This is a genomic window from Kitasatospora sp. NPDC088134 (genome assembly GCF_044741705.1).
Lineage (GTDB): Bacteria > Actinomycetota > Actinomycetes > Streptomycetales > Streptomycetaceae > Kitasatospora.
In genome coordinates this window covers 41,710-59,951 of sequence record NZ_JBIUTD010000022.1, presented here as the reverse complement: position 1 = coordinate 59,951, position 18,242 = coordinate 41,710, and the positions used below count along the sequence as shown (strand labels likewise).

Below are 18,242 nucleotides of genomic sequence, written 5' to 3'. Positions count from 1 at the left end.
CCCTTCCGTGAGATGTGGTTCAGACCGCCGCGCCGCCCGGGTCAGGGACGGCGCGGCGGGGTGGATCAGCCCTGCGGGGCGGTCGGGACCTTGGTGGCGCCCGAGGTGATCTGCTGGGTGGCCGCGTCGAGCTTGGTCTTCAGGTCGTCGATGAAGCCGCCGGTGGTGGCCAGCGAGACGCCGCCCTGCTTCAGGTCGAAGTTCTGCACGCCGCCCTGGACGCTGCCGCTCTTGGCGGACTGGACGAAGGTGAACACGGCGGTGTTCACGTTCTTCACCATCGAGGTGAGGATGTGGTCCTTGTACCTGTCCAGGGCCGGCTGCTTGGCCTGGTCGGAGTCGACGCCGATGGCCCACTTGCCCGCGGCCGAGACGGCCTCGATGGCGCCGGTGCCGGAGGAGCCGGCGGCGGAGTAGATGACGTCCGCGCCCTTGTCGAGCTGGCCCTGCGCGGCCTGCTTGCCCTTGCCCGGGTCGGCGAAGCCGGTGAAGTCCGGCGGGGTGGTCAGGTAGGTGACCTCGACCGCGATGTCCGACTTCACGGACTTGGCGCCCGCGACGTAGCCGGCCTCGAACTTCTTGATCAGCTCGGACTGCACGCCGCCGATGAAGCCGATGTGGTTGGTCTTGCTCTTGCTGGCCGCGGCCACGCCCGCCAGGTAGGAGCCCTGCTCCTCGGAGAAGGTCAGCGAGGTGACGTTGCTCGGCTGGTCGGGCGAGTTGGAGTCGATGATCGCGAACTTGACGTTCGGGTTGTCCTTGGCGACCTTGTTGACCGCGTCCTGGTAGACGAAGCCGACCGCGATGACCGGGTTGTAGCCGCTGGTCACCAGGCTCTTGAGGCGCTGCTCCTTGTCGCCCTCCGACTCGCCCGTCTTGGCCTCGGCCTCGAAGACGGTCGCGCCCAGCTCGGTCTTGGCCTGGTCCAGACCACGCGCGGCGGAGTCGTTGAAGGACTGGTCGCCGCGGCCGCCGATGTCGTAGGCCATGCCGACCTTGATCGCGGAACCGCCCGCGCCGGCGCTGGCGGAGCCGGAGTTGTTGTTGTCGGTGCTCTTTGCGCCGCAGGCGGCGAGCGAGGCAATGCCCAGGGAACCCGAGAGCACGACCGCGGCGAGCTTGAGTGAACGGCGCAAGGGAGTTTCTCCTTCTCACACACCCGGTTGGCGTGGTCGAGCGCCACCGTAACGCGCGTAGAACACGGTTGTGTTACGGCCTGCGGAGCCATTCGGGTTGTTATCAAAATGTGGTCGCACGTCCGGGCAAATCCGGACGCAGTACCGCAGGAGCGTAACCCGACTGTCACTACCGGCTGGTATCGGGCCACCACGGTACGCCTCCCGCGGCAGCCCGAGAAGCAGCCGCGCCGAACCCGTCCGACGCGGCGGCCGCACCGTCCGGGGGTCAGGTCAGGCCGACCCAGAACATCTGCGTCACGGTGTTGCGGTTGGCCGCCGGGTCGAAGGAGCCCGGCAGCGCGGTGGCGCTGCCGGCCAGGTTGGCGACCCGGTAGGCGGCCGGGGCCAGCGCGGCGTTGAGGAACGCGCCGGGGTTGTCGAAGGTCGAGCCGCGGACGAAGGCCGGCGGGGTGGCGGCGTTGGCCAGCAGCGCCACCCAGTGGAAGCCGGGGCGCAGGGTGACCGGCGCGGTCAGCGGCATGCTGCGCAGCGAGCCGGCCCCGTCCGACCAGGTGGCGGCCTGGTCCGCGGTGCGGGCCAGCAGCCGGCCGGTGCGGTCGTAGACGCCCGCCAGGTTGCCGGTGGTGAACCCGGCGCCGGCCGACGCCAGCAGCACCGTCACCGCCGAGACGGTCACCGGCTGGTGCGTCTCCACCCGCACCAGGTAGACGTTGCCCGGGGTCAGCCGGGTGTTCTGGGTGGAACCGGAGGCCGGATCGAAGGACCAGGTGCGGAAGCCCGAGTCGGCGGGCTGGGGCGCGTTGCCGACCGGGGTGAGCGCGGGTGGCGGGACGTCGTAGGAGACACCGGCCCGGGTGGTCAGGTTGTGCATGGTGCCGCCGGTGTCGAGCACGGCGCCCGCGTCGTCCCGCAGGCTGGCCAGTGTGCCGGTGAGCACGCAGCCGGTGAGCAGCACCCGCAGCGCGCTGTCCACCCGCACCCCGTAGTCCGGCGAGAGCAGGCCGCCGGCCGTGTCGTCGCCGGAGACGTGGGTGGCGCAGCCGGTCAGCGCGACCGGCACGGCGGGGTCGCCACCGGCCGGGGCGGTGACCCGGAAGCCCGCCCAGCCGCCCGGGTTGGCGTTGTCGCCCCGGCCGTCCCGGCTGGCCTGGCAGCCCGTCAGCAGGACCACGTGCGGGGCGGGCGCGTACGCGGGCGCGACCTGCTGGCACTCCAGCAGCCAGCCGTTGCGGGTGTTGCGGTCGGTCTGGCACTCGGTGAAGCCGACCTGCCCGCACTTGGCGGTCAGGTGGAAGCCGTTGCCCCCGTTCCAGGTGGCCCGGACCCCGGTGAAGCCGGTGGCGCCGAGGCCGCCGAAGTACCAGCCGTCGCCGCCGTTGAGGGCGGCCTCGCAGTTGTCGAACATCGAGTCGGCGAAGGAGAAGGCGGCGCCGGCGGCGTTGCCGGAGTACCAGCCGCCGGCCTTGTTGGACTCGACGATCAGGTGCGAGACCTCCCAGCCCCCGGGGAAGCCGTCGGCGGTGGAGCCGGTGCGCACCCCGTAGCCCTGGAAGTTGTGGATGCCGACGTTCTGCAGCCGGACGCCCTTGATCGAACCGTTCGCGACCAGGCCGTCCACCGGGTTGCCGGCGGTGTCGGTGGCCCGGCCGGAGGCGAGCACCAGGTCGCGCAGGCGGGCGCCGTGGCCGGTCAGCCGGACCAGCGCGGTGCCGGTGAAGGAGCCCCACTTGGGCTTGAGCGAGACCGGCGGGGGCACGGTGGCCCCGGACGCGTCCTTCAGGTAGCTGAACCAGCGGATGCCGTCGGTGCCGGCCAGCGTGACGTGGGCGGGCACCTCGACGGTACCGGTGACCACGTACTGCCCGGCCGGGAAGTACACCACTCCGCCGGGCCGACAGGCCGCGATCGCGGCGCTGATGGCCGTCCAGTCGTCGGTGCTGCCGTCGCCGGCGGCGCCGTGGGCCTTGACGTTCTCCCAGTCGACGGGCGGCACGGCCGTGGCGTCGGCCGCGGCGGCCTCCGGGGCCCCGGCGAGGCCGGCGGCGGCGGTCGCGCCGGCGGCGAACAGCAGTCCGCGTCTGGTCGTGGTGTGCATACTGCGGGTTCCTCCCCCTGGGTGTTCGGTCCGCAGGATTCGACCACGAAACACCCGCCCGGGGCGCGGAAACCCGACAACGCGTTCGAAAGTCAGAGCCGGGCGTGCTCCAGCGCCAGCGCGGCGAACAGCTCCACGCCGATCCCGATCGCCCGCTCGTCGGCGTCGAAGTCGCCCTGGTGCAGGTCCCGGACGCCCTTCTCGTGCGGGCCGCGGACGCCGAGCCGGGCCAGCGCGCCCGGGGCGTGCTCCAGGTACCAGGAGAAGTCCTCGCCGCCCAGGCTCTGCTCGGTCGGCTCGACCACCGGGCCGTCCCCGGCCGCGAACCGGGCGTGCATCGCCGCGTCCAACTGCTCGATCGAGGAAGCCTCGTTGACCACCGGCGGCACGCCGCGGTGGTAGTCCAGCGTCCACTTGGCCCGGTGCGTCTCGGCCAGGTGCGCGACCAGCTCCTCCAGCACCTCCGGCGCGTCCCGCCAGCCGGGCAGCTCCAGGCAGCGGACGGTGCCCTCCAGCTCGGCGTGCAGCGGGATCACGTTCGGCGCCGAGCCGCCCGCGATCCGGCCCCAGACCAGCGAGACGCCCCAGCGCGGGTCCATCCGGCGGGAGAGCGCGGCCGGCAGCTCGGCCGCCAGCTTGGCGATCGCGGTGATCAGGTCGGTGGTCAGGTGCGGGCGGGCGGTGTGCCCGCCCGGGCCGTCCAGCGCGACCCGGACCTTGTCGCAGGCCGAGGTGATCGCGCCGGTCTTCAGGCCGATCCGGCCGACCGGCACCTTCGGGTCGCAGTGCACCGCGAAGATCCGGCCGACGCCCGCCATGCCGCCGGCCGCGATCACGTCCAGCGCGCCGCCGGGCATCATCTCCTCGGCGGGCTGGAAGATCAGCCGCACCGGCCGGGTCAACTCCCCGGCGGCCAGCGCCTCGGCCAGCACCAGTCCGGCGCCCAGCACCACCGCGGTGTGCACGTCGTGCCCGCAGGCGTGCGCCCGGCCGGGCAGCGAGGAGCGGTAGGGGACGTCCTGCTTGGTGTCGTCGATCGGCAGCGCGTCGATGTCGGCGCGGAAGGCCAGCAGCGGGGTGCCGGGCGCGGTGCCCGGCGGGACGAGGTCCACCAGCAGGCCGGTGCCGCCCGGCAGCACCCGGGGCTCCAGGCCGGCCGCGGTCAGCCGCTCGCAGAGCAGCCGGGTGGTGCGGAACTCCTGGCGGCCGAGCTCCGGGTGCCGGTGCAGGTCACGGCGCAGCTCGATCAACTCGGCCTGGTGGGCCGCCACTCGGGCGCGCAGGTCGGCGGTGGGGCGGGCAGCGGTGACGGAGGCGGCGGCGGCCGGCTGGAGATCGTTCACCTTGACAAGGGTAGGCCGGTGGTGGGGTTTTGGCCCGGGTTCCGGCGAACTGGTCACCGGATGGACGCATAGCGGCCGCGGGGGTGGGTATGTCACTTGGTTCTGCCTGCCCTTCCGATCGCTCGCCCGCCCTGTGCAACGACCTGCACCGGCGGCCGGACACGGCGGGCGCTCCGGCCGGGGTCCGCGCGGCGGGCGGCCCAAACGTTTCCTCCTGATCGGGTCACGGCGGGGCAAAACTTTCGGGTCCGCTCTTGAGCTGCGCACACCAGTCCGAATAGACAGCTTCCGCACAGTCAACTCCGGTGCCGCGGTGGGGGGTCATTCCGCCCGCGGCGCGCTCGTCGCGCCCTCACGAGGGGCTGCCGACGCTCCATCGAAACGAGAAGGGGGGACCGACGTGCCCATCGCGCGCAACAAGCTCGCCAAGAGCATCGCGCCGGCCACCGTCGCCGCCGCACTGATCCTCACCACCCTGGGCATGGCCGTGCCGGCCTCGGCCGCCGCGCCCACCGGTGAGGGCGCCCGCACGCTCCCCGGCACCCACCCCGAGTGGGCCACCCCGCAGGCCGACGCGGGCGCGGTGGACTCCGCCGCCCCCGCCTCCGCCCGGATCTACCTGGCCGGACGCGACGCGAGCGGCCTGGCCGCCCTCGCCAAGGCCGTCTCCGACCCGAACTCCGCCGCCTACGGCCAGTTCCTCACCTCGGCCCAGGCCCAGGAGAAGTTCGGCGCCACCCCCGAGCAGGTCAAGGCCGTCACCGACTGGGTGTCCGGCGCCGGCCTCGGCGTCACCGCCACCACCGCGCACTACGTGCAGGTGTCCGGCTCGACCGCGGCGATGGCCAAGGCCTTCGGCACCGACTTCCGCAACTACCGCACCCAGGACGGCACCCACCGCGCCCCGGTGAAGGACGCCCAGCTGCCCGCCTCGGTCTCCGGCGCGGTCCTCGCGGTCTCCGGCCTGGCCGACGCGATCCACACCAACGCCTCCACCGCGACCTCGGTCCGCGAGGCCGAGCAGCGCGCCAACGCCGCCGCCCGGCTCGCCACCCCGGACAAGAAGGCCCCGGCCACCCTGCCGACCGTGCCGACCTGCTCCGAGGACGGCTACGGCTCCAAGATCGCCAAGGGCGCCCCCGAGGGCTACGAGAAGAACGAGCCGTTCGCCCCCTGCTCGTACGTCCCCAGCCAGCTCCGCAAGGCGTACGGCGTCACCGACGCCAAGGTCTCCGGCAAGGGCGCCCGGGTCGCCATCATCGACGCCTACGGCCTCTCCAGCATGGAGCAGGACGCCAACCACTTCTCCGCGCTGCACGGCGACCAGCCGTTCGCCCCGGGCCAGTACACCGAGTACGTCACCCCGGACAAGTGGACCCACCAGGACGAGTGCGGCGGCCCCGCCGGCTGGGCGGGCGAGGAGGCGCTGGACGTCGAGATGGTGCACGGCCTGGCGCCGGACGCCCAGGTCGTCTACGTCGGCGGCAACTCCTGCTACGACGAGGACCTGTACGACGCGATGGCCAAGGTCGTCGACAACCACCTCGCCGACGTGGTCTCCAACTCCTGGGGCGAGATCATGCACGGCAAGAGCGGGGACATCGACCCCGCCGTGGTCGCCGCCGACAACCAGATATTCCAGCTCGGCGCCCTGACCGGCATCGGCTTCACCTTCTCCTCGGGCGACTGCGGCGACAGCTCCCCGGGCGCGGCCGCCACCGGCGTCAACTGCCAGGCCGACACCAACCAGGCGCAGGCCGACTGGCCGTCCGCCTCCCCGTGGGTCACCTCGGTCGGCGGCACCGCCCTCCAGCTCGACAACAAGGCCGGCCGCTACGGCAGCGAGGTCTCCATGGGCGACAAGCGCTCGGTGCTCTCCGCCGACCAGAAGTCCTGGACCCCGTTCCCGGGCAACTTCTACTTCGGCGGTGGCGGCGGCGTCTCCAAGGACTTCGCCCAGCCGTGGTACCAGCAGGGCGTCGTGCCGGACAGCATCTCGAAGACCGCGGCCGACGGCACCCACTCCGCCACCCCGCTGCGCGCCACCCCCGACATCGCGATGAGCGGTGACCTGGTCGCCGCCACCCTGGTCGGCTACACCGACAACGGCGCCTACAGCGAGGGCGGCTACGGCGGCACCTCGGTCTCCGCCCCGGAGACCGCGGCGATGTTCGCCAACGCCATCCAGTCCCGCGGCGGCCGCGCCCTCGGCTTCGCCAACCCGGCCCTCTACGACCGGGCCGGCAGCAAGGCCTTCAATGACGTCGACGACAAGGCCAACCACAGCAAGCGCGGCAACGTCGTCGACCTCGGCATCGTCAACAACACCCTGAAGGTCCGCCTCTACCAGATCGGCGCCGACTACGGCCTGTCCGCCTCGAAGGGCTACGACACCGCCACCGGCCTCGGCTCCCCGGGCAAGAACTTCTTCAAGTCCTTCGCCCTCAAGAAGTAACCCCAGCAACACCACCGAGGGGCCGTCGGAGACCGATCCGACGGCCCCTCGGCCATGTCCCGGCCTGCGGCCCGCGCCCCTGGCGGGGAGCTGCGAAGCAAGCAGAACGACAGAAACCCCGCGCCCCGTCAGGGGCGCGGGGAACTGCGCGAAGCGGAAGGCGTCCCACGGCAAGGTCGCGGCACGGGCACGGATCGAGCACCGGCCCGGACCCGGCGCGGGAGCGCTTCAGAAGCGGTCGACCGGCGTGTAGGTGCCCCACACGCCCCGCAGGGCGTCGCAGACCTCGCCGACGGTGGTGCGGGCGGCGAGCGCCTCCTTCATCGGGTAGAGGACGTTGTCGCTGCCCTCGGCGGCCTTGCGGAGCTGGGAGAGGGCGCGGTCGACGGCGGCGGAGTCCCGGTCGGCGCGCAGCCGGGCCAGCCGCTCGGCCTGCTGGGCCTCGATCGCCGGGTCGACCCGCAGCGGCTCGTAGGGCTCCTCGGCGTCGAGCTGGAAGCGGTTGACGCCGACCACGGTCCGCGCGCCGGAGTCCTGCTCCTGCTGGATGCGGTACGCGGTGCGCTCGATCTCGCCCTTCTGGTAGCCCTGCTCGATCGCGGCGACGGCGCCGCCCATGTCCTCGACCTTGGCCATCAGCTCCAGCGCGGCGGCCTCCAGCTCGTCCGTCATCGCCTCGACCACGTAGGAGCCCGCGAACGGGTCGACGGTGGCGGTGACGTCGGTCTCGAAGGCGAGCACCTGCTGGGTGCGCAGCGCGAGCCGGGCGGACTTCTCGGTGGGGAGGGCGATCGCCTCGTCGAAGGAGTTGGTGTGCAGCGACTGGGTGCCGCCGAGGACGGCGGCGAGCGCCTGCACCGAGACCCGGACCAGGTTGACCTCGGGCTGTTGGGCGGTGAGCTGGACGCCGGCGGTCTGGGTGTGGAAGCGGAGCATCTGCGACTTGGGGTTCTTCGCGCCGAACTCCTCCTTCATGACCCGGGCCCAGATCCGGCGCGCGGCACGGAACTTGGCGACCTCCTCCAGCAGCGTGGTGCGGGAGACGAAGAAGAAGGAGAGCCGGGGCGCGAAGTCGTCGACGTCCATGCCGGCGGCGACCGCGGTGCGGACGTACTCGATGCCGTTGGCGAGGGTGAAGGCGATCTCCTGCGCGGGGTTCGCCCCGGCCTCGGCCATGTGGTAGCCGGAGATCGAGATGGTGTTCCACTTGGGGATCTCGGCCCGGCAGTACTGGAAGATGTCGGCGATCAGCCGCAGCGAGGGCTTCGGCGGGAAGATGTACGTGCCGCGGGCGATGTACTCCTTGAGCACGTCGTTCTGGATGGTGCCGGTGAGCTTGTTCGACGGCACGCCCTGGGCCTCGCCGACCAGCTGGTAGAGCAGCAGCAGCAGCGAGCCGGGCGCGTTGATGGTCATCGAGGTGGAGACCTCGCCGAGCGGGATCCCACCGAACAGCACGCTCATGTCCTCGACGCTGTCGATCGCCACGCCGACCTTGCCGACCTCGCCGGAGGCGATCGCCGCGTCCGAGTCGTAGCCCATCTGGGTGGGCAGGTCGAAGGCGACGGACAGGCCCATGGTGCCGTTGGCGATCAGCTGCTTGTAGCGGGCGTTGGACTCGGCGGCGGTGCCGAAGCCGGCGTACTGGCGCATCGTCCACGGCTTGCCGGTGTACATGGTCGGGTAGACGCCGCGGGTGAACGGGTACTGGCCGGGGGCGCCGAGCCGGTCGGCGGCGTCGAAGCCGGCCAGGGCCTCGGGGCCGTACACCGGCGCGATCGGCAGGCCCGACTCGGTGCGGCGGGGCTCGGCTGCCATGGGTGTCCTCCGCGAGGGGTGTGAGGGGGGTTAGCGCTGATTAACGCCCGGTTGGATACGCAATGTAGTCGTGCCCCGTCGGCAGCAGACAGATGCCACGGCTGGGAGCTTGCTCACAACATCCGGCCGCCGCTCCTTGGGATGATCGGTCCACCGACCGGACACACGAGGAGTGGGACATGACCGAGCAGAAGGTCGCCGTCGTCACCGGCGCCAGCAGCGGCATCGGGGCAGCGACCGCCCGACGGCTGGCGGCCGACGGTTTCGCGGTGGTGCTGACCGCGCGCCGCACCGAGCGGATCGAGGAGCTGGCGAAGGAGATCGGCGGAGCGGCCCGGGCGTACACCCTGGACGTCACCGACCGGGCCGCCGTGGACGCCTTCGCGGCCGAGGTCGGCCGGGTCGACGTGCTGGTGAACAACGCGGGCGGCGCGCTGGGCGCGGAGAGCGTCGAGGCGGGCGACCCGGCGGACTGGCGCACCATGTACGAGATCAACGTGATCGGCGTGCTGCACCTCACCCAGGCGCTGCTGCCGGCGCTCCGGGCGAGCGGCGACGGCACCGTGCTGATCATGTCCTCGACGGCGGCGCTGGCCGCGTACGAGGGCGGCGGCGGGTACGTGGCGGCGAAGCACGCCGTCCACTCGGTGGCGCAGACCCTGCGCCTCGAACTCGTGGGCGAGCCGATCCGGGTGATCGAGATCGCGCCCGGCATGGTGCGCTCCGAGGGCTTCGCGCTGACCCGGTTCCGCGGCGACCGGGCGAAGGCGGACGCGGTCTACGCGGGCGTCGCCGAGCCGCTGACCTCGGAGGACGTCGCCGACACCGTCTCCTGGGCGGTGACCCGGCCGTCGCACGTGAACATCGACCTGCTGGTGGTCCGGCCGCGCGCGCAGGCCGCCAACCACAAGGTGCACCGGGCCGGTTGAGCGGCCCGGCGTGAACAGGAGGGGCGGCGGGTCACAACTTGATAGCTCGATCGAGTGAAATCGGCCCGCCGCCTCCCCAATTGATGACCCCTCAACTACCGTGGAGGCGCCGCCCCGTCGGCCGCGTCGGCCCGGGCGGCGGCACCGCCGATCCCCCCTGATCCCCGACTCCGCCTCCCCTTCCCCGGTCTTCCGAGCACTCCGCCTTCCGCCCTCACGAGGAGGATGCGCTGACCAGCGACATCCCGCCGCAGCGCCTGGACGCGCGGACGGAACCTTCCCTGCTGGGACTGCACCGCTTCAACGAAGCCGACTCCGGCGCCGTGGAGGAGGCCCTGCTCGCCTGCTGCGGCAGCCACCGCTGGGCCCTCCGCCTGACCGCGCACCGCCCCTACCCCGACATCGAGTCCCTGCTCGCCGCCGCCAGCGAGGCGAGCTACGACCTGCGCCCCGCGGACCTCGCGGAGGCGCTGGCCGACGAGAGCTGGATGCCGCAGCCGCTGCTCGGCATGCGCGCCCCCGGCAGCCAGGCCGCGCACACCGCGCTGCGGGCGGCGCACGCCGCCTACGAGGCCCGCTTCGGGCACGTCTTCGTGGTCTGCCTCGAAGGGGTCGACCCGGAGGAGATGCTGGACGCGGTGCTCACCTCGATCCGCACCCGGCTGGCGAACGACCCCGACGAGGAGCGGCTGATCTCCGCGGAGGAGCTGCGGCGGATAGCGCTCAGCCGGCTCGAACACCTGGTCGCGGTGAAGAACTGACCGTCCCGCGCCCCGCGGACCGGCCGACCTTGGCGAGCTGGGCCTGGACCACCGCCCGGTCCGGCTCGGGGGCCGGGCGGCCCGCGGGGTCGAGGGTGGTGAAGACGGTGAGCACGTCCCCGGTCCGGGCCAGCAGGGCCCGTTGGGCGAGGACGGCCCCGCCGGTTTCATTCGTGAGGGTGAACGCGGTGGCGGCGTCCGCTCCTTCGGGGGTGGGCGTGTCGAGCCGGGCCAGCCGGTGCCGCCCGGTGCTGGAGGTGAAGTCCCGGCAGCGGTCGAGCGCGCGCTCCAGCCCGGCGTGCACGGCCGCGGCGCGCCCGGGCCGGAAGGCCAGGATCGCGGTGGAGAGGGAGGCCTGGGCGTCGCCCTCGCGGGCGAGGTCCAGGTCGGCCTCGGCGAGCGGCCCGGCGTCGCCCCTGGACGGGGTGAGGGCGTCCAGCACGGGCTGGCAGGCCGGGTCGTCGGCGGTCTGCGGGGGGCTGGAGATGTCGTTCTGCCCGGGCGGCACGAAGGCGACCCGCCAGCCGGTGGCGAGTTCCCCGTCGGTGACGGCCAGCGCGCGCACCCCGACGGCGTCGTACCCGTCGCCGAGCAGGTCGGCGGGGCCGGCCGCGACCGGCCCGACCGCGGTGGCGGCGAGGTCGGCGGAGCTGCCGGGCGCGGGGGCGGCGCAGCCGGTGGCGGCGCAGCCCGCGGCCAGGGCGAGGGCGGCGAGGGCGGGCAGGGGTCGCACGGCGGTCTCTCCTCGTTCGCATGGGTTGGCGTCGTTCCGCGTCGTTCGCGGCGGGGACCGCACCGTAGCGTAATAATTCGGTGACGGAGCGTCACAGTTCCCGTCCGGATTAGGCCGTGCGTGCCTGATTGATCACACCAGGGGCCCCCGGCGGCGGTTGCCGACGGCGCGTCGATAGGATGCTGGCGGCCGGTGGACCGTATCCGGCCGGGCTGACCGACACCGAAGCCGGCCGAGCCCCCAATCGCTTCCGGAGGGTTTTCCGTGCCGGCTGGAACGCTGTACCGCGGCCGGGAAGGCATGTGGAGCTGGGTGGCTCACCGAGTCACCGGCGTCCTGATCTTCTTCTTCCTGTTCGCCCATGTCCTCGACACCGCCCTGGTGCGGGTGTCCCCCGAGGCCTACGACTCGGTGATCGCCACCTACAAGACGCCGCTGGTGAACCTGATGGAGTACGGCCTGGTGGCCGCCATCCTGTTCCACGCCCTGAACGGCCTGCGGGTCGTCGCGGTGGACTTCTGGGCCAAGGGCCCGAAGTACCAGAAGCAGATGCTGTGGACCGTCGTCGGCATCTGGGTCGTCCTGATGGGCGGCGCGTTCTACCCCGTCCTGCAGCACACCCTTCGCACCTGGTTCGGGGGCTGATCCGCGTGTCCACTGACACCAACGACCTGGTGGTGCCCTCCGCCCACGCGCACACCGGCAAGGGCCTCGGCACCGGCAACCCGGCCGACGCCTTCGTGGTGGAGCCGGCCCGCGCGCGCACCAGGAAGACCCCGCGCCGCACCCGGACCAACTTCGAGATGCTGGCCTGGCTGTTCATGCGCCTGTCCGGCGTCGTGCTGGTGGTGCTGGTCCTCGGCCACCTGCTGATCAACCTGATGCTGGACGGCGGCGTCTCCAAGGTCAGCTTCGCCTTCGTGGCGGGCCGCTGGGCGTCCCCGTTCTGGCAGTTCTGGGACCTGCTGATGCTGTGGCTGGCGATGCTGCACGGCTCGAACGGCATGCGCACCGTCATCAACGACTACGCGGAGAAGGACGCCACTCGTCTGTGGCTCAAGGGTCTCCTCGGTGTCGCGACCGTCTTCACGGTCGTCCTCGGCACCCTGGTGATCTTCACCTTCGACCCGAACATCTGACGAGCCACCAGAGGCGACTGACCCCCATGCAGATTCACCAGTACGACACCGTCATCGTCGGCGCCGGCGGCGCGGGCATGCGCGCGGCGATCGAGTCGACGCAGCGCAGCCGCACCGCGGTCCTGACCAAGCTCTACCCGACCCGGTCCCACACCGGCGCGGCGCAGGGCGGCATGTGCGCCGCCCTCGCCAACGTCGAGGAGGACAACTGGGAGTGGCACACCTTCGACACGGTCAAGGGCGGTGACTACCTGGTCGACCAGGACGCCGCCGAGATCATGTGCAAGGAGGCCATCGACGCGGTCCTCGACCTGGAGAAGATGGGTCTCCCCTTCTCCCGCACCGACCAGGGCCGGATCGACCAGCGCCGCTTCGGCGGCCACTCCCGCAACCACGGCGAGGCCCCGGTCCGCCGGTCCTGCTACGCCGCGGACCGCACCGGCCACATGATCCTGCAGACGCTGTTCCAGAACTGCGTCAAGCACGGCGTCGAGTTCTTCAACGAGTTCTACGTCCTCGACCTGCTGATCAACGAGGGCCGGACCGCCGGTGTGGTGGCCTACGAGCTGGCCACCGGCGAGATCCACGTCTTCCAGGCCAAGGCCGTGGTGTTCGCCTCCGGCGGCACCGGCAAGATGTTCAAGGTCACCTCGAACGCGCACACCCTGACCGGTGACGGCCAGGCCGTGGCGCTGCGCCGGGGCCTGCCGCTGGAGGACATGGAGTTCTTCCAGTTCCACCCGACGGGCATCTGGCGGATGGGCATCCTGCTCACCGAGGGCGCCCGCGGCGAGGGCGGCATCCTGCGCAACAAGGACGGCGAGCGCTTCATGGAGCGCTACGCCCCCGTGATGAAGGACCTGGCGTCCCGCGACGTCTGCTCCCGCGCGATCTACTCGGAGATCCGGGCCGGCCGCGGCTGCGGCCCCGACGGCGACCACGTCTACCTGGACCTGACCCACCTGCCGCCGGAGCAGCTGGACGCCAAGCTCCCGGACATCACCGAGTTCGCCCGCACCTACCTCGGCATCGAGCCCTACACGGACCCGATCCCGATCCAGCCCACCGCGCACTACGCGATGGGCGGCATCCCGACCAACGTCGAGGGCGAGGTGCTGCGGAACAACACCGACATCGTCCCCGGCCTGTACGCCGCGGGCGAGGTCGCGTGCGTGTCGGTGCACGGCGCCAACCGCCTCGGCACCAACTCGCTGCTGGACATCAACGTGTTCGGCCGCCGCGCGGGCATCGCCGCCGCCGAGTACGCCGAGAAGCACGACTACGTCCCGCTGCCGGAGAACCCGGGCGCGCTGGTCGAGGCGCTGGTGGAGGGCCTGCGGGAGTCCACCGGCACCGAGTCGGTCGCCAAGATCCGCCAGGAGCTGCAGGAGTCGATGGACACCAACGTGTCCGTCTACCGCACCGGCAAGACCCTGCAGCAGGCGGTCGAGGACGTCGCGGCGCTCAAGGAGCGCTTCAAGAACGTCTCGATCCAGGACAAGGGCTCGCGCTACAACACCGACCTGCTGGAGGCCGTCGAGCTGGGCAACCTGCTCGACCTGGCCGAGGTGCTGGTGGTCTCGGCGCTGGCCCGCGAGGAGTCGCGCGGCGGTCACTACCGCGAGGACTTCCCGACCCGCGACGACGTGAAGTTCATGCAGCACACCATGGCGTACCGCGAGGTGGCCGAGGACGGTTCCACCTCGATCCGCCTCGACTACAAGCCGGTCGTGCAGACCCGCTACCAGCCGATGGAGCGTAAGTACTGATGTCCACTCCGACCGTCGAGACGCACTCGGCCGCGCTGGACGCGGCAGAGTCGGGCAGCGTTCAGCTGATCAACGTCACCTTCCGGATCCGCCGGTTCAACCCGGAGGAGCACCCGGAGCCGGTGTGGGTGGACTACCAGCTGCTGATGGACCCGAAGGAGCGCGTCCTGGACGCGCTCAACAAGATCAAGTGGGAGCAGGACGGCACGCTCACGTACCGCCGCTCCTGCGCGCACGGCATCTGCGGTTCGGACGCCATGCGGATCAACGGCCGCAACCGGCTGGCGTGCAAGACCCTGATCAAGGACGTCAACCCGGAGAAGCCGATCACGGTCGAGGCCATCAAGGGCCTCGCGGTCCTCAAGGACCTGATCGTGGACATGGACCCGTTCTTCCAGGCGTACAAGGACGTCATGCCGTTCCTCATCACCAAGGGGAACGAGCCGACCCGCGAGCGCCTGCAGTCGCAGGAGGACCGCGAGCGGTTCGACGACACCACCAAGTGCATCCTGTGCGCCGCGTGCACCTCCTCGTGCCCGGTGTTCTGGAACGACGGCCAGTACTTCGGCCCGGCGGCGATCGTCAACGCGCACCGCTTCATCTTCGACTCGCGCGACGAGGGCGGCGAGCAGCGCCTGGAGATCCTGAACGACCGCGAGGGCGTGTGGCGCTGCCGCACCACCTTCAACTGCTCGGAGGCCTGCCCGCGCGGCATCGAGGTCACCAAGGCGATCCAGGAGGTGAAGCGCGCGCTCGTCACGCGTCGCTTCTAGTCCTCGACCGTTTTCGGAGGGCCCGCCCGGAGTTCGCTCCGGGCGGGCCCTCCGGCGTTCCGTCCGGCGTTCCCGTCCGGTGTTCCGTCAGGCGGCGCGGCGGGTGCGGACGGTGGCGAGGGTGGCCAGCAGCGGGCCGACGAGCAGCGCGGCGCCCATGCTGCGGTAGTCCTGGTCGGCGGCGGAGGCGGTGAGCGCCAGCTGGGTGGCCAGCACGGCGGCGCCCGCCACCGGGACCAGCGCGGGCAGCCGGTGCCGCCAGGCGTACAGCAGGGCGGCGGCCAGGCCCGCGTAGGCCCAGAGCGCGCCGCGCCACAGCAGCCAGTCCAGCTGCGGGGCGCGCAGCAGGGTGCGGCTCCAGTCCGCGGCGGCGTGCAGCGGCCGCCACAGGCCGCGCGAGGAGCCGGCGGTGTCCGGGACCAGGGTGGCGGCGTGCGGGCCGGAGCCGCCCGCCCACGCGCTCCAGGCGAGCCGGCCCCGGCAGAGCCGGGCGTCCAGCACCCGGTCCGGGTGGTCGCGGAGCAACTTCCGCCAGGCGGCGGCCAGTTGGTCCGCCCCGCGGCGGGCGGCGGTGGCGTTCCAGCGGTCGGTGAGGGCGGCGGTGGCCGAGCAGTCCGCGCCGGCCGCGGCCCACACCTCGGGCGGGGCCAGCGCGGTCAGCGCCGGGTCGGCGGGGGCGGCCGGGTCGGTGTGCCGGGCCAGCGCCAGGTCGGCGGCCCGCAGGGTGTGCAGGCTGCCGCCGCGGTCCGCCGGGTGGCCGAGCAGGGCGAGCGCGATCGGGACCGCCAGGGCGAGCGCCGCCAGCAGCGCCAGCCGGGCCCGGACCCGGGGCAGCGCCGCGACCAGCACCAGGGTGGCGACCAGGCCGGTGCCGGCGCCCCGGGTACCGGTCAGGGCGAGCAGCAGGACGGCCGCGAACAGCGCGGCCAGGTCCAGCCGTTGGGCCGGGCCGCCGCGCCGGGCCGTCCCCTCGCCGTGCCGGGCCAGCAGCCGCAACCCCGCCCCGGTCAGCAGCAGCGCGGCGGCGGCGCACGGGACCGCCGGGCCGAGCGAGACCACCAGGCTGCCGGTGGGCGGCAGCGCGGCCAGCGCCAGCGCGACCGGGGCGCTGTGCCGGCCGCGCACCCCGAACCGGGCCAGCGCCGCCACCAGGTAGCCGAGGCCGAACGCCACCGCGACGGTCTGACCCAGCGTCAGCGGCCCGGCGTGGACGGCCCGGAGCGCCGCCGCGTACAGCGGCGCGGACCCGTCCGGCGGCGCGGCGGTGAACGCCGGGTACGCGGCGGCCCACCACAGCAGCAGCACCGCCTGGCAGGCCGCGGCCACCGCGAACGGCAACCGCAACCGGGACTTGGCGCGCCGGTGCCGCCGCTCCCGCTCCTGACGCTGCGCCCACTCCGGACGGGCCTCGCCGAGGGTGGTGGTGCCAGTGCTCATCCCGAGTCTCCCCGTCCCCTGCCCCGGCCCTCGCCGACCGGCACCCGCACGGCCGCGTGCCGGGCAGGCTAGCAGCCGGATTCGGCCACTTGAAGGGGTTCCGCGCACCCGTCCGTCCCGGACACGCCAAGGGCAGGCCCTGGGCCCCGTCCCGGGGCTGGCCGGAACGGGGCCCTGACGGGGGGTCAGGCGAGCGGGCCGCGGTCCTTGGGCGCCGCGGTGCCCCGGTAGGTCAGCAGGTGGCGGTCCGGGGTGACGGCGTACAGGTCGTTCTGCCCGTCGCCGTCCAGGTCGCCGGAGCTGCCCAGGGTCGGGTAGGCGGCGACCGGGAAGCTGCCGAGGACGGTGCCGTTCGCCGGGTCGGCGAGGCCGGAGAAGTCGTAGCCGCCGTCGGCGAGCTTCGGGACGGCGTGGGCGCGCAGCGTGCCGGTGGCCTGCTCGCGGGACCAGAGCGCGAGGTTGCCCTGCGCGTCGGGGCCGGGGGCGATCAGGTCGTAGCCGTTCCACAGGCCGGTGGTGGTGAGGCGGGTGGACTTGCCGAACCGGGACGGGTCGCGCTGCAGCCACAGGTCGCCCTGCTCGACGTCCAGCAGGTTGAGGCCGTAGGGCTGGGCCGGGTCGATCGAGCCGAATGCGACCAGTTGCTGGACGTCCTGGAAGCTGGTGGCGTGGTCCGGCGGGCAGACGACCGCCAGGTTGGCGAGGTCGGTGCAGGAGCTCGCGTGCCGCACCACGCCCGGCGACTGGACGGTGACCGGGAAGGAGCCCTGGTTGCGGTACAGGTAGAGGAGGCTGTTGCTGCCGGCGGCCGTGTCGCGGACGAAGATCGAGTCGGCCGGGGCGCTCGCCGTGCCCCAGCCCTTGTGGACCACCTGAGTGCCGGTCCAGGTCCCGCCGAGCGGCGACAGCGCCGCGGGGACGACGGTGCTGGGCGCGGTGCCGGCGGAGTCGCCGCTGATCACCAGCAGGTTGCCCTGCGAGTCGGGCAGCAGGATGTCCGGGACGCCGTCGTTGTCGACGTCCCCCAGGGCCTTGGGCGGGTTGGGGTTCGACCGGGCGGAGAAGTCGTAGGAGGACGGCATGGTGTTGCCCGCCTGGTCGAGGGCCCGGACGTCCAGGTGGTGGTGGCCCCAGCTGCCGGGCTTGAGGGTGACGCTCGCGGTGCCGTCGGCGTCGGCCGCGACGACGCCCGGGCCGGGGGTGCAGCCGCCGACGCCCGGGTCGCCGTCCAGCGCGTAGCGGAAGCAAGCCACCCCGGAGCCGGTGTCGGTGGCGGAGAAGGTGAACACCCCGGGCTGGCCCGCGTACTTGCCGCCGCCGCTTTCGGGGAAGTCGTCCGAATGGACTCCGGTGACGGTCGGCGGGGTGGTGTCGACGCCGAAGCGGCAGGTCTCGGTGGGCTTGCCGGAGCCGGGCCGGTACTCCGGCCAGACCCGCCAGGTGTAGCCGGTGCCGGTCGGCAGGTCGGCGATGGAGGTCTGCACACCGCCGTACTGCGCCTCGGCGGTGGTGTCGACGACCTTCGCGCCGGTCGCGTCCCACACCTTGAAGCGGGCGGCGGGCGCGGTGGTGTGCGCGAACAGGATCGGGCCCGGGAAGCTGACGGAGACCCAGCCGGGCGTGCCGGTGGCGGTGCAGCCGTCGGTGGCGGTGGCGTTCAGGTAGCTGCCCGGCAGGACGGCCGGGGCGGTGACGCCGGGGCCCGGGGCGGCCTGGGCCGCGGGGGCGGCGAGCAGGCCGGCGGCGAGGGCGGTGCCCGCGCAGGCGGCCAGCAGGCGCGGCGAAACGGTTCGGGACAAGGGTTCCCCCACAGGGTGTCGCCCGGGCCGCCGGGTTCGGCGGCCCGGCCCG

At 72.9% G+C, this 18,242-nt stretch carries 14 protein-coding genes; 7 read left to right on the top strand and 7 right to left on the bottom strand.

Translation table 11 applies throughout. The annotated features are described in order from the left end of the window. Positions 1-65: 65 nt before the first annotated feature. From ACIOHG_RS27935 to ACIOHG_RS27925, 3 genes are all read right to left on the bottom strand, one after another. Positions 66-1,136, bottom strand: a complete 1,071-nt coding sequence (locus ACIOHG_RS27935) for a BMP family protein (RefSeq protein ID WP_400954496.1) — start codon at positions 1,134-1,136, stop codon at positions 66-68. 268 nt (positions 1,137-1,404) lie between these two features. Then, entirely contained in the window at positions 1,405-3,234 is a 1,830-nt protein-coding gene (locus ACIOHG_RS27930; RefSeq protein ID WP_400954494.1) for a glycosyl hydrolase family 28-related protein, read from the bottom strand. Positions 3,235-3,326: 92 nt separating this feature from the next. Beyond that, entirely contained in the window at positions 3,327-4,517 is a 1,191-nt protein-coding gene (locus ACIOHG_RS27925) for an amidohydrolase (RefSeq protein WP_400954587.1), read from the bottom strand. Between the two features lie 460 nt (positions 4,518-4,977). Between ACIOHG_RS27925 and ACIOHG_RS27920 the strand changes: the two genes are divergently transcribed. Further along, positions 4,978-7,032, top strand: coding sequence for a protease pro-enzyme activation domain-containing protein (locus ACIOHG_RS27920; protein ID WP_400954493.1), 2,055 nt, complete (start codon positions 4,978-4,980; stop codon positions 7,030-7,032). 228 nt (positions 7,033-7,260) lie between these two features. Here the strand turns inward: ACIOHG_RS27920 and ACIOHG_RS27915 are convergent, their stop codons facing one another. Beyond that, the gene (locus ACIOHG_RS27915; protein ID WP_400954492.1) at positions 7,261-8,850 is read right to left on the bottom strand and encodes a methylmalonyl-CoA mutase; all 1,590 of its coding nucleotides are present in this window, start codon (positions 8,848-8,850) and stop codon (positions 7,261-7,263) included. A 179-nt stretch (positions 8,851-9,029) separates the two neighbouring features. On the opposite strand from ACIOHG_RS27915, the gene ACIOHG_RS27910 reads away from it, so the two are divergent. Continuing rightward, the gene (locus ACIOHG_RS27910; protein WP_400954490.1) at positions 9,030-9,779 is read left to right on the top strand and encodes an SDR family oxidoreductase; all 750 of its coding nucleotides are present in this window, start codon (positions 9,030-9,032) and stop codon (positions 9,777-9,779) included. Between the two features lie 230 nt (positions 9,780-10,009). Continuing rightward, positions 10,010-10,540 carry a 2-oxo-4-hydroxy-4-carboxy-5-ureidoimidazoline decarboxylase gene (locus ACIOHG_RS27905; RefSeq protein ID WP_400954585.1) on the top strand — a complete coding sequence of 177 codons (531 nt, stop codon included), beginning with the start codon at positions 10,010-10,012 and terminating at the stop codon, positions 10,538-10,540. Here the strand turns inward: ACIOHG_RS27905 and ACIOHG_RS27900 are convergent. Continuing rightward, a complete protein-coding gene (locus ACIOHG_RS27900; RefSeq protein WP_400954489.1) occupies positions 10,503-11,273 on the bottom strand; it encodes a hypothetical protein in 771 nt (256 codons plus the stop codon). The genes ACIOHG_RS27905 and ACIOHG_RS27900 overlap by 38 nt on opposite strands. A 264-nt stretch (positions 11,274-11,537) precedes the next feature. Here ACIOHG_RS27900 and sdhC point away from each other — a divergent pair, with 264 nt between their 5' ends. Genes sdhC through ACIOHG_RS27880 form a run of 4 tightly spaced genes read left to right on the top strand, consistent with a single transcriptional unit; the run spans position 11,538 to position 14,954 of the window. Continuing rightward, complete coding sequence (gene sdhC, locus ACIOHG_RS27895; RefSeq protein ID WP_400954487.1) at positions 11,538-11,918, top strand: succinate dehydrogenase, cytochrome b556 subunit; 381 nt, start codon at positions 11,538-11,540, stop codon at positions 11,916-11,918. A gap of 5 nt (positions 11,919-11,923) precedes the next feature. Then, positions 11,924-12,412: a succinate dehydrogenase, hydrophobic membrane anchor protein gene (gene sdhD / locus ACIOHG_RS27890; RefSeq protein WP_400954486.1), complete on the top strand. Its 489-nt coding sequence runs from the start codon at positions 11,924-11,926 to the stop codon at positions 12,410-12,412. A gap of 26 nt (positions 12,413-12,438) precedes the next feature. Continuing rightward, positions 12,439-14,181: a succinate dehydrogenase flavoprotein subunit gene (gene sdhA, locus ACIOHG_RS27885; RefSeq protein ID WP_400954485.1), complete on the top strand. Its 1,743-nt coding sequence runs from the start codon at positions 12,439-12,441 to the stop codon at positions 14,179-14,181. Then, positions 14,181-14,954 carry a succinate dehydrogenase iron-sulfur subunit gene (locus ACIOHG_RS27880; protein ID WP_400954484.1) on the top strand — a complete coding sequence of 258 codons (774 nt, stop codon included), beginning with the start codon at positions 14,181-14,183 and terminating at the stop codon, positions 14,952-14,954. Before sdhA ends, ACIOHG_RS27880 begins: the two co-directional genes overlap by 1 nt. An 87-nt stretch (positions 14,955-15,041) precedes the next feature. On the opposite strand, the gene ACIOHG_RS27875 is transcribed toward ACIOHG_RS27880, so the two are convergent. Together ACIOHG_RS27875 and ACIOHG_RS27870 are read right to left on the bottom strand one after the other, a co-directional pair. Next, positions 15,042-16,391, bottom strand: coding sequence for a hypothetical protein (locus ACIOHG_RS27875; protein ID WP_400954483.1), 1,350 nt, complete (start codon positions 16,389-16,391; stop codon positions 15,042-15,044). 185 nt (positions 16,392-16,576) lie between these two features. After that, positions 16,577-18,190: a hypothetical protein gene (locus ACIOHG_RS27870; protein ID WP_400954482.1), complete on the bottom strand. Its 1,614-nt coding sequence runs from the start codon at positions 18,188-18,190 to the stop codon at positions 16,577-16,579. Positions 18,191-18,242: the final 52 nt, after the last annotated feature.